Source organism: Paraburkholderia sp. XV, from assembly GCF_020177535.1.
GTDB classification, from domain to species: Bacteria; Pseudomonadota; Gammaproteobacteria; order Burkholderiales; family Burkholderiaceae; genus Paraburkholderia; species Paraburkholderia caribensis.
The window spans coordinates 19943-32071 of sequence record NZ_JAGUUD010000095.1; the positions used below are offsets into that span (position 1 = coordinate 19943).

The following is a 12129-nucleotide window of genomic DNA, read 5'->3' on the forward strand; positions in this document are numbered from 1 at the left end:
TAACGCGTTTGCGCGGTAACTCTTCCCTTCCATGCATGAGCTTTCACGAAATTACTGCCGGATTCTGGTGTCGGCATGAATTTCGCATTGATGGACGCAATGTAATTCCGCATTGCGTTGCTCTGCGCAGAGCAATGCGGTTTTCTCAAACCGGAGTGTGACTGCCCACGTAAAGAGTCGAGCGAAACAACCGTGGCTGTCGCGCCTAATTGCGTCAAATGCCATGGATACCAACCGTACACTCACCACCATTCGAAGCGGCGCGCACCAGATCAGCGACCATCGGGACGACATCTTCTTCGCCGCCGTATCGACGACACGTATGCCGATGGTCGTCACCGATCCGAACCTGCCCGACAATCCCGTGATCTTTGCGAACCATGCGTTCCTGCGCATGACAGGCTATGAGCTGACGGAAATCATCGGCACCAACTGCCGCTTTCTGCAGGGACCGGAGACGGATCGCGCCACCATCGACGAGGTGCGGGATGCCGTCACGGATCGCCGCGAGTTTGCGACGGAGGTGCTCAACTATCGCAAGGACGGCTCGACGTTCTGGAACGCACTGTTCATTTCGCCCGTTTTCAACGAGCAGGGCGAGCTGGTGTATTTCTTCGGCTCGCAGCTGGACGTGAGCCGCCGCCGCGACGCAGAGGACGCGCTGCATCAGGCGCAGAAGATGGAGGCGCTCGGGCAACTGACGGGCGGCATTGCGCACGATTTCAACAATCTGCTGCAGGTGATGGCGGGTTATGTGGATGTGCTGCAAATGGGCATTGAAGGCAATGCGCACGGCCCGGCGATGGAGCAAAGCCTCGATCGCATACGCGGCGCGGTCGCCAAGGCCACGACGCTGACCCAGCAGCTGCTCGCGTTCGCGCGCAAGCAGAAGCTCGTGGGGCGCCCAGTCAATCTGAATACGCTGGCGGACAGCATGGTCGAGCTCGCGCGGCGCACGCTTGGCGAGAACGTTTCGCTGAAGACCGAATATGAGGACGGACTCGGTAATTGCCGTGTCGATCCGACCCAGCTCGAAGTCGCCTTGCTCAACGTATTGCTCAATGCTCGGGACGCATTGGCCAGCCGGCGCGACGGCATCGTGACGGTGCGCACGGAGACAGTCGAGCTGGAGCATCAGGCGATGGTCGGATTCGCCGACCTGCGCACCGGCCGCTATGTGAGCATTGCGATCTCCGACAATGGTTGCGGCATCCCGCCTGAAATTCTCGACAGGGTGATGGACCCGTTTTTCACGACCAAGGACGAAGGCAAGGGCACGGGTCTCGGGTTGTCGATGGTATATGGCTTCGCAAAGCAGTCGGGCGGCGCAGTGAACCTGTATTCGGAACCGGGCGTCGGCACCACGTTGCGGCTTTATTTCCCGGCTGTGGAAGGCAATGTGCAGCGTCGCCCGTCCGCGCCGAAGGCGATCGAGAAAGCGGGCAACGAAATGATCCTGATCGTTGACGACCGCGTCGAAGTGGCGGAAGTCGCACAGGCGATGCTCGAACAGATCGGCTATCGCACGCGCGTCGTGCTGAACACCAAAGAGGCGATGGAGATTTTGCAGGACGGCACGACGGTCGACCTGCTGTTCACCGACCTCATCATGCCGGGCAACATGAACGGTGTGATGCTTGCGCGCGAGGCGCGGCGCCTGCAACCGAAGATCAAGGTGCTGCTGACGACCGGCTATGCCGATGCCTCGCTCGAGCGAACCGATGCGAACGGTAGCGAGTTCGACATGATCCATAAGCCCTATCGGCGGGCGGAACTGGCGCGTAAGGTACGTATTGTGTTGAACGGGCCGACAGGTGTCGGTTAGCATGCAGCCAGGGCAATTACGCATGCATTTGAGTCAGCAGGACACGGCGGGAATTCTTTTCATTTACCACAGGCTGCGGATAGAATTTGTACCCGCTTCCGTTCAACCTGCGGCGGATCGCGCGGCGCTAAACGAGTAGCGCGCGTTCCCGTTTAATCCGGATCTCGAATGCTGCGACCATCAATGCCACATAACGAAAGCGAACGCCTGGAAACATTGCGTTCACTTCACATACTCGATACTCCGCCGGAAGAACGGTTCGACCGTCTCACGCGACTCGCGAGACGCCTGTTCGGCGTGCCCATCGCGGCCGTCACGCTGGTCGATAGCCATCGTCAGTGGTTCAAGTCGCATCCCGGCATCGATGCTTCGGAGACGCCGCGCGACGTATCGTTCTGCAGCCATGCAATTCTCGACGACGAACTGTTCCTCGTGAACGATGCGTTGCTCGATGTGCGCTTCGCCGACAATCCGCTCGTCACGGGCGATCCGAATATCCGCTTCTACGCGGGCTATCCGCTCACCGTCGACAACGGCAGCCGGCTCGGCACGCTATGTCTGATCGACGTGAAGCCGCGCGCATTGGACGACGAAGAGCGCGTGCTGTTGCGCGATCTGGCGCGCATGGCCGAGCAGGAGATCTCCGCTGTGCAGCTGGCGACCACGGACGAACTGACCGGCCTGTCGAACCGTCGCGGCTTCGAGGCGCTCGCGCAGCATGCAATCAGGTTATGCAAACGCGCGCAAAAGCCCGCGTCGCTGCTGTTCTTCGACCTGAACGGCTTCAAGAATATCAACGACGTACACGGCCACGCCGAAGGCGACCGCGCGTTGATTGCATTTGCAACGGTATTGCAAACTGCATTGCGCGACAGCGACGTGATCGGCCGGTTGGGCGGCGACGAGTTCGTGGTGCTGCTGAGCGACTCGGACGAAGAAGGGACGGCGCAGACCATCGCGCGTCTCAGGCATCAGCTGGATGTCCACAACCAGTCCGCGCAAGCGCCTTATCAATTGCACTGCAGCGTGGGCACGGCGACGTATGCGCCCGACAGCTCGCAGAGTATCGACGACCTGCTCGCGCAAGCCGACGGCGCGATGTATGCGAACAAGCGCTCCCAACGCTGAAGTCTGGACGGCTGCGCAAACGTTTAGCGTAGCCGCTTTCGCTGCATGCGGGCTATCAACGATTTTCCAGCACCCAACGTTCCTCGCGTTCGAGGCGCAGCAGCGCATGCTCGAACATTGCGCGCGCGCGGCCCGAAATGTTCGCCAGATACACATGTAGCAGCGCATCGGCGGGCGTGCGCGAAGCGCAGCTGACGCTGTACTGCTCGAACGCGCTCAACTGCATGATGATGCTCGCGAGATGCTTCGGGCACTCGCACGCGATGGTGGTCGACGCGTGCGCCATCGCCATCAGGGTTTCATCGGAGTAGTGCCGCTGCGGCGCGGGCTCGCGCATGTCGGGCTGAGTGGCCGCCAGTCCCGTCTTGCGCCGGATGTCGCTTATCATCTGCGCGATCGACGCCTGATCGAGCGGCTCGCGGATCGTGCGTACGCCGACCCGCTCCAGCAGATTGATCGTGTTGGCGGCAGCGAACGAGTACACCACGACGATATTTTCCGCGTGAGTCGACGCGCTCAACGCCAGCACGCGCTCGACGTCGTCCGCGTGCAGCGACGGCAGATGAATGATCAGCACGTCGGCCGGCTGGTTCATGCGCTCGGTGAACGCGGCCGTCATGTTCTCGAAGACTTTCGGCTCGTTCGCAAGCTCTGCCTGCAATGCGTGCAGGTGCTGGCGGATGGTCTGCGCGAGCGCCGTGCCGACGATGCGCAGCCGCAAGCCCGGCCGTCCTTCCGCGAGCGGCGTCACCGGCGTCTTGTCGACATGCATGAAGGCGAGCCGTTCGAGTTCGCCTGTCTGCAAGGTCGCGATCGAGCCGATCGAATAGCCGCGATCGACGAGCCCCTTGATCATCGCGACGCGCCGCACATCGGTTTCGCTGTAAAGGCGATGCCCGGATTGCGTGGTGGGCGGCGCCACGACGCCGTATCGGCGCTCCCAGATACGCAGCGTGCCGACAGGGAGATTCGCCATTCGAGCGACGGCCCCGATGCGATAACGCGGCACGACTTCTGGATCATCCACTGTGTTGTTCATGAATCGAAAACCCTTGGGGAAGTCGATTCGAGTCTAACAAGCGCGACGATGATTTGAGGCGGATTTTTTTATTCAACGATGGCGCAAGGCCGCATAAACAAACGCTCTCCGCAGATGCAAGCCTTTGACACGCAAGCCTTCGCGGGTTCTTGTCTTCCTTCTGTCCCGCTCCTGCGGCACGCGGCACGATCCGTCGCTTGTACTGATTTTGACCAGGATCGAACGGGACGAGACCTGTCATGCCTGATCGCGTGAAATATGAGGAAAGCCTCGGCCTCGGCCTTGGCCTTGGCCCCAGCTTCGGCTTCGATGAGGCTATGGATCAGCGTTCGCGCGTGGAACCGCGCACGATCAGTTGCGGCGCGGACGTCACGCACATGCGCGGCGCTTTCTGGTGCACGCCATGCTTGCCGGCGGGCCGCTCGATCAGCTCGCGCAGCAGCGACACAGCGAGCTCGGCGGCTTCGACGGTCGGCACGGCAACGGTGGTGAGCGGTGGACGCGATTGCTGTGCAAGCTGGATGTCGGTGATGCCGACCACGGACAGATCGCGCGGCACGTCGCGGCCGAGATCGGCCGCCGCGTGGATCGTGCCGAGCGCGGGCAGGTCGTTGGTCGCGAAGATGGCCGTCAGTTTCGCGTCGCGCTCCAGCAGATCGCGCGCTGCGGCATAGCCGCCTTGCGTCGTATCGGGTGCGTAACGCACGTTTTTCGCGGGCACTTTGAGCCCTGCCTCGCGCATCGCGTCCACGAAACCTTCATAGCGCGATGCGTGAATACCCGAAGGCTTGCTGCCGATAACCGCACCGATGCGCGTGTGCCCCAGCTCGATCAGATGCTTTGCGGCAAGCTGGCCTGCAAGACGGAAATCGACGGCGACGCACGGCAAGCCGGGTGGATCGTCGGGACGTTCCCACATGCACAGCACCACGGGTGCGCCGCGCGCTTCCGTTTTGCGCAGATCGTCGAAGTCGAGGTTGGCGTTCATCACCAGCACGCCTTCGGATAGCGTGCCCGCAATCTGCTCCAGATACGCGCGGCCCGCGTGCGGATCTTCATTGGTGTTGCAGATGATGACGAAGTGGCCGCTGGTGCGCGCCGCGCGCTCGACGGCCAGCGCGAACTCCGGGTAGAACGGGTTCGCGATGCTCGACACCATCAGCGCGATGGTCGGCGCGCGGCCTTCGGCGAGCGCGCGCGCCGCAAGATGCGGACGGTAGTTGAGCGCTTCGACGGCTTCGAGCACGCGCTGACGCGTCTGCTCGCCGACGCGCCCGCGATTGCGCAGCACGTTCGAAACGGTGGCCGACGTGACGCCGGCACGTCGCGCGACTTCACTCAAAGTGGACATGTTTCGCAACACTTATTCAATATGTGGGACTCGCGTTCATCATTTGCATTGGCCGCGAAGGCGGGGCACCATGCGCAAAACGACAGAACGAATTATCGGAGACAGCCTTACACGGCCAACAAACGGCCTTCAGAAGGGCCAGCGATCGCGATGCGGTCGTTTTTTCGGCCATTCAGATTAAGCGCTTAATCTCCGCTTCGGGCTGATTAAATCACGGAGTCGAAGCGATGGCGAGCATTTCGTTGAAGGGCGTGCAGAAAGCGTATGGAGACAACGCGCCCGTGATCCGCAACGTCGATCTGGAGATCGGCGAAAACGAGTTTTGTGTGTTCCTCGGTCCGTCGGGCTGCGGCAAGTCCACGCTGCTGCGCATGATCGCGGGTCTCGAAGACGTGACGGACGGCGACCTGTCGATCGGCGGGCGCATCGTCAACGACGTGCCTGCTGCCGAGCGCGGCGTCGCGATGGTGTTCCAGAGCTATGCGCTGTTTCCGCATATGAGCGTGTACGAGAACATGGCCTTTGGGCTGAAGCTCGCGAAGAAGCCGAAAGCGGAAATCGACAGCAAGGTGAAGGAGGCGGCGCGCATCCTGCAACTCGAAGCGCTGCTCGATCGCAAGCCGCGCGCATTGTCGGGCGGGCAGCGCCAGCGCGTTGCCATTGGCCGCGCGATCGTGCGCGAGCCGGGCGTGTTTCTGTTCGACGAGCCCTTGTCCAATCTCGACGCGACGTTGCGCGGTCAGACGCGAATCGAAATCGCGCGTCTGCACAAGCAGTTCGCCACCGCGAGCGTCGTCTACGTGACGCACGATCAGACCGAAGCGATGACGCTCGCTGACAAGATCGTGCTGCTGCACGCGGGCAAGGACACCGAGCGCTACGGCAGCATCGCGCAGATCGGCGCGCCGCTGACGTTGTATCACCGGCCCAATAGCCGCTTCGTCGCGGGCTTCATCGGCTCGCCGCGCATGAACTTCCTGCCCGGCAGAGTCACGGCGATCGACGCGCAAGGCGTCGACGTCACGCTCGATGACACGAATGAAACCATGCGGGTCGAGGTCGACGGCAGCACCTTGCAAGGCGGACAGCCGGTGACCTTCGGCGTGCGTCCGGAACATCTCGAACTCGTCACGGACGATGCATCACGACGTGATGCAACGCTCGCACGCACCATTTCGCTGATCGAGCATCTCGGCGAGCACAGCTACGTGCATCTGGAGCAGCGAGGCGGCGGAGTGCTGATCGCAAAGGTGCCGGGCAATGCCCGCGTCGAGCAGGGCGAACGCGTGACATTCGCCGCGCCCGCCCGTGCCTGCCATCTTTTCACCGAGGACGGATTCGCCGTGAAGGCGCTCAACTCCGTCGAACACTACGCATAAATAAGGGACATGCGCATGCGCCTTGGAGTCTGTTACTACCCGGAGCACTGGCCGGAATCGATGTGGAAAGACGACGCGCGCCGTATGAAGGCGCTCGGCATCGAGCAGGTGCGAATCGCGGAATTTGCATGGAGCCGTATCGAGCCGTCGCCGGGCGAATACGATTGGGGTTGGCTCGATCGCGCGGTCGACGTGCTGGGTGACGCGGGTTTGCAAGTCGTCATGTGCACGCCGACGGCGACGCCGCCGAAGTGGCTGATCGACCGTCATCCCGACATTCTGCCCGTGGGCGCGGATGGACGTCCGCGTGCATTCGGCTCGCGCCGTCATTACGATTTCTCGTCACCGTCGTATTTCGACGCGTCGCGCAAGATTTGCGAGGCAGTCGCGCAGCGTTACGGCAAGCATCCTGCCGTCGCTTACTGGCAGACGGACAATGAATTCGGCTGCCACAACACGGTGGTCAGCTATTCGCCCGCAGCCGTCGCGCGCTTTCGTGCGTGGCTCAAGGAGCGTTACCAGAGCGTCGACGCATTGAACCGCGCGTGGGGCACCGTGTTCTGGAGCATGGAGTACCGCAGCTTCGACGAAATCGACGCGCCCGTTGCGACCGTCACGGAAGCGCATCCGTCGCACAGGCTCGATTACCGGCGTTTCGCCTCCGATGAAGTCGCGCGTTATAACCGCATGCAGGTCGAGATCATTCGCGCGCATTCGCCGGGGCGTCCCGTCGCGCACAACTTCATGCAGCTGTTCACCGAGTTCGATCACTACAAGGTCGCGCGCGATCTCGATGTCGCCACGTGGGACAGCTATCCGCTCGGCGCGCTCGAAGAGCAGTGGTACGCGCCGGAGATCAAGGCGAAGTTCCTGCGCACCGGGCATCCCGACTTTGCTTCGTTCAACCACGACGTGTATCGCGGCATGTCGAAGCTGCCGTTCTGGGTGATGGAGCAGCAGCCGGGACCCGTGAACTGGGCGCACTGGAATCCTGCGCCGCTGCCGGGCATGGTGCGTCTGTGGAGTTGGGAAGCGTTCGCGCACGGCGCGGGCTGTGTGTCGTACTTCAGATGGCGTCAGGCGCCGTTCGCGCAGGAACAGATGCATGCAGGGCTGAACACGCCCGACAATCGCCTCGACATTGGCGGCAGCGAAGCGGAGCAGGTCGCGCACGAAATCGCCAGGGTTTCGGCGGCCGATGCCGATGCGAACGCGAATGTGCGCAGCAAGATTGCGCTGATCTACGACTACGAAGCCAAATGGCTCTTTGAAATTCATCCGCAAGGCGCGGATTTCCATTACCCGCGCTTCGCGTTCGAGTACTACTCGGCGCTGCGCTCGCTCGGCTTCGACGTCGACGTGATTGCCGCGGATGCGCCGCTCGACGGCTACGCGATGATTGTGGTGCCGCCGTTGCCCGTCGTGCCGGGCGACTTCGCGGTGCGGCTCGCGGCGTCGGGCGCGCAGATCGTGCTCGGTCCGCGGACGGGCTCGAAGACGCCTGATCTGCAGATTCCCGCGAACTTGCCGCCGGGCGCGCTCGCATCGCTGCTCCCCATTCGCGTGTGGCGCGTCGAATCGATGCGGCCGAACGTGACGGAGGCGGTGCACATCAACGGCGCGGGCGATGGTCTGCGCGAAGGCCAGGCGCGCCACTGGCGCGATCTGATCGATGCCGCAGACGAACGCAGCTTCGGCGTGCGCGCGCGATTTGCCGACGGACATCCTGCTTACGTGCAGCATGGCTCGGTTCATTACTTCGCGAGCCTGTTCGACGACCGTCTGACGGAATCGCTGTTCGCGCGCATCGCGACTGAGGCGGGTCTCACGCCGACGCCGTTGGGCGACAGCGTGCGAATCAGCCGGCGCGGCAAGCTCACGTATGTCTTCAACTATACGAATGGGCGGCACGTGATCGAAGGCGTCGATGCGTCGCGCTTCGTGATCGGCGCGCATGAAGTCGAGCCGCAAGGCGTCGCGGCTTATCGCACGGAAGACACGGAACGATTGGCAACGTAGCAGTGATCCCAGCAGGTAAGAACCAGGACACAAGGAGACAGGAAGATGACAGCAGGAAAATTCAACGCGCGCACCGCAATTGCAGCGGCAGCGCTCGCAGTCGCCGCAGCCGTTGCCCCGTTCGCGGCGACGACGGCAGAAGCGGGCACGATGACGATCAACATCGCGTTCAAAGGCGCAAGCCAGCGCGCGGTATGGCAATCGGTGATCGACGACTTCAAGAAGGCGCATCCCGACATCGACGTGAAAGCGTCGTTCGTCGATGAGGAAGCGTACAAGGTGCAGTTGCCGGGCTGGCTGTCGACGGTCGCGCCCGATGTCGTCAACTGGCACAACGGGGAGCGCATGGCGTACTACGCGCGGCGCGGTCTGTTCGAGGACCTGAGCGGCGACTGGAAGAAGAACGGCTGGGACAACATGTATGCATCGACGAAGGAATCGTCGACGTACAACGGCAAGCAGTATGCGGCGCCGACCGTGTACTACTCGTGGGGCCTGTTCTATCGCAAGGATCTGTTCCAGAAGGCTGGCATCGCGTCCGAGCCGAAGACGTGGGACCAGTTGATGGACGCGTGCAAGAAGCTGAAGGCGGCGGGCATCACGCCGTTCGCCGTGGGCGGGCGCGACGCCTGGACGCTGGCGGGCTGGTTCGATTATCTCGACCTGCGCATCAACGGCAACGCGTTCCACCAGAAGCTGATGGCGGGCGAAGTGCCGTACACCGACCCGCGTGTGAAGAAGGTGTACACGACGTGGAAGCAATTGCTCGACGACAAGGATTTCATCGACAACTCGCTGTCGTACGATCTGGACGCGGCGCAACCGTTCCTGTTCCAGGGCAAGGCGGCGATGATGCTGATGGGCACGTTCATCACGGGCGGTTTCCCGCCGAACGTGAAGCCGAACATGAGCTACTTCCAGTTCCCGATCATCGACTCGAACGTGCCGACGGCGGAAGATGGTCCTGTCGAATCGCTGCATATTCCGGCCAAGGCGAAGAACAAGGCCGATGCGCACACGTTCCTTGCGTTCGTCGAGACGCCGGAGCAGGGCGCGAAACTCGCAACGGGTCTCGGTTCGCTGTCGGCGAACAGCAAGTCGCCTGAACCGGAAGATCCCATCTCGAAGATCGGCTTCCAGATTCTGTCGAACACGAAGGGCGGCATCGCGCAGTTCTACGATCGCGACATGACGAAGGAAATGGCCGACGAAGGGATGAAGGGCATGCAGCAATTCATCGCCGATCCGACGAAGATCGATGCGATCCTTGCGCAGCTCGAGCAGACGCGCAAGCGCATCTACAAGAAGTAAAGATGTGAAGCAGTGGCGCCGGGCGTGCATTCAATGCGAGCCCGGCGCGAAGCAGCAATTTCGTTGCATGGAGAATCGTCGTGTCGCACTCCGTTACACGTCAGGACATCAACGGCACGCCGCCGTCGCAGCCGCAGGCGTCGCCATCGCCCAGAGCCGCGCGCAAGAAGCGTGGCCCGTCGCCCACCGCGCGGCGCCAGCGCAAGGCCGCGCTGCTGTTTCTCGCGCCCGCGTGCTTCATGGTCGCGGTGTATGTAGTATGGCCGATCCTGTCGTCGATCTGGCTCAGCTTCTACAACTGGGATGGCATGACCGACAAGGTCTTCGTCGGGTTCGCGAACTACATCGAGCTGTTTCAGGCGCCGACTTTCTACACTGCGCTGAAGAACAACCTCATCTGGCTCGTGCTGTTCCTGCTCGCGCCGCCGATGGGGCTTGCCGTCGCGCTCTATCTGAACCAGGCGGTGGCGGGCATACGGGTCGTGAAGTCGTTGTTCTTTGCGCCGTTCGTGTTGTCGGGCGTCGTGGTCGGGTTGATCTTCTCGTGGTTCTACGATCCGACCTTTGGCCTCTTTGCCGTGATACTCGGCCACGGCGTGCCCGTGCTCGGCGACGCGCACTATGCGACGTTCGGCATCATCTTCGCCGCGCTATGGCCGCAGACCGCGTATTGCATGATTCTTTATCTGACGGGTCTGACATCGCTGAACAGCGAGCAGATCGAAGCCGCGCGCATGGAAGGTGCGAAGGGCTGGTCGATGCTGTGGCACGTGGTGCTGCCGCAATTGCGGCCCGTCACGTTCATGGCGATCGTCGTCACGGTGATTGGCGCGCTGCGCAGTTTCGACCTGATTTCGGTGATGACGGGTGGCGGGCCATTCGAGAGTTCGACCGTGCTTGCCTATTACATGTACGACCAGGCGATCAAGTACTACCGCATTGGCTATTCGGCATCGATTGCCGTGGTGTTGTTCGCGATCATGCTCGTTTACATCGTTTATCACCTGCGCCGCATGCTGCGCAACGAACAGTAAGGAGCGGACGATATGTACCCGATGCCCGTTGCCAAGTGGAAGCCGTTCAACCGGCAGTTGTACAAGCTGACGTTGCCGATTGCACTCCTGATCTGGCTATTGCCGATGATCGCCGTGCTCGTCACGTCGGTGCGCTCGACGGAAGAACTGAGCGAAGGGAATTACTGGGGTTGGCCGAAGCACATTGCGCTTATCGATAACTATCGCGAAGCGCTCACTACGTCGCCGATGCTGCATTACTTCTGGAACAGCGTGCTGATCACGGTGCCTGCCGTAGTCGGATCGATCGCGCTCGCGGCGATGGCGGGTTTTGCGTTGGCTATCTACAAGTTTCGTGGCAACACGACGCTCTTTGCGACTTTCGTTGCGGGCAACTTCGTGCCGATCCAGATTCTGATGATTCCCGTGCGTGATCTGTCGTTGAGCCTCGGGATCTTCAATACGCTTGGCGCGCTGATTCTTTTTCATGTGTCGTTTCAGACGGGTTTTTGCGCGCTCTTTTTGCGCAACTTCATCAAGCAGTTGCCGTATGAACTGGTTGAAGCGGCGCGTATCGAAGGGGCGGGCGAGTGGACGGTGTTCTTTCGCATCGTGCTGCCGTTGATTCGTCCTGCGCTGGCCGCGCTGGCTATTCTTGTTTTCACTTTTGTGTGGAACGATTATTTCTGGGCGTTGTGTCTCACGCAGGGCGATGACGCTGCGCCGATTACGGTTGGGGTCGCGGCGCTTAAAGGGCAGTGGACGACGGCGTGGAATCTCGTTTCGGCCGGCTCTATTCTCGCGGCACTGCCTTCCGTCGCAATGTTCTTTGCAATGCAGAAGCATTTTGTCGCGGGGCTGACTTTTGGTGCTACCAAAGGGTGATGCTTTTTTTGCTGTTGTCTCCTCGTAGAAGGTTGCCCGCGAAAGCGGGCTTTTTTCTTGTGGTTTTTTTTCTGGTTTACGTGGTGCGCCTTCGTACTTCGAGCTTCTTCGTTTGGTGTTTTGGGTTTTCGCTGGCATCCGCGAATTGTTAGCGTGCTTCAGGCGTCGCCCCTGTGCGG

The 12129-nt window shown here is 61.5% G+C and carries 9 protein-coding genes; 7 read left to right on the top strand and 2 right to left on the bottom strand.

Annotation, left to right across the window (positions count from 1 at the left end):
* Positions 1 to 223 precede the first annotated feature (223 nt).
* Together KFO72_RS31860 and KFO72_RS31865 are read left to right on the top strand one after the other, a co-directional pair.
* Positions 224 to 1825, top strand: coding sequence for a hybrid sensor histidine kinase/response regulator (locus tag KFO72_RS31860; protein ID WP_225033781.1), 1602 nt, complete (start codon positions 224 to 226; stop codon positions 1823 to 1825).
* 168 nt (positions 1826 to 1993) lie between these two features.
* Positions 1994 to 2953, top strand: a complete 960-nt coding sequence (locus KFO72_RS31865) for a sensor domain-containing diguanylate cyclase (protein WP_176053903.1) — start codon at positions 1994 to 1996, stop codon at positions 2951 to 2953.
* A gap of 55 nt (positions 2954 to 3008) precedes the next feature.
* Here the strand turns inward: KFO72_RS31865 and KFO72_RS31870 are convergent, their stop codons facing one another.
* Positions 3009 to 3992 (bottom strand): MerR family transcriptional regulator, encoded by a 984-nt coding sequence (locus KFO72_RS31870; RefSeq protein WP_060599780.1) that lies wholly within the window; start codon positions 3990 to 3992, stop codon positions 3009 to 3011.
* A gap of 322 nt (positions 3993 to 4314) precedes the next feature.
* Positions 4315 to 5343, bottom strand: coding sequence for a LacI family DNA-binding transcriptional regulator (locus KFO72_RS31875; protein ID WP_225033782.1), 1029 nt, complete (start codon positions 5341 to 5343; stop codon positions 4315 to 4317).
* A gap of 227 nt (positions 5344 to 5570) precedes the next feature.
* Here KFO72_RS31875 and KFO72_RS31880 point away from each other — a divergent pair, with 227 nt between their 5' ends.
* From KFO72_RS31880 to KFO72_RS31900, 5 genes are all read left to right on the top strand, one after another.
* Positions 5571 to 6722 (top strand): ABC transporter ATP-binding protein, encoded by a 1152-nt coding sequence (locus tag KFO72_RS31880; protein ID WP_054928806.1) that lies wholly within the window; start codon positions 5571 to 5573, stop codon positions 6720 to 6722.
* A 15-nt stretch (positions 6723 to 6737) separates the two neighbouring features.
* Entirely contained in the window at positions 6738 to 8741 is a 2004-nt protein-coding gene (locus tag KFO72_RS31885; protein ID WP_225033783.1) for a beta-galactosidase, read from the top strand.
* 45 nt (positions 8742 to 8786) lie between these two features.
* Positions 8787 to 10052: an ABC transporter substrate-binding protein gene (locus KFO72_RS31890; protein WP_054928805.1), complete on the top strand. Its 1266-nt coding sequence runs from the start codon at positions 8787 to 8789 to the stop codon at positions 10050 to 10052.
* An 80-nt stretch (positions 10053 to 10132) separates the two neighbouring features.
* Positions 10133 to 11086 (top strand): carbohydrate ABC transporter permease, encoded by a 954-nt coding sequence (locus KFO72_RS31895; RefSeq protein WP_225033784.1) that lies wholly within the window; start codon positions 10133 to 10135, stop codon positions 11084 to 11086.
* A 12-nt stretch (positions 11087 to 11098) separates the two neighbouring features.
* Positions 11099 to 11950 (top strand): carbohydrate ABC transporter permease, encoded by an 852-nt coding sequence (locus tag KFO72_RS31900; protein WP_054928803.1) that lies wholly within the window; start codon positions 11099 to 11101, stop codon positions 11948 to 11950.
* The last annotated feature ends 179 nt before the right edge of the window (positions 11951 to 12129 follow it).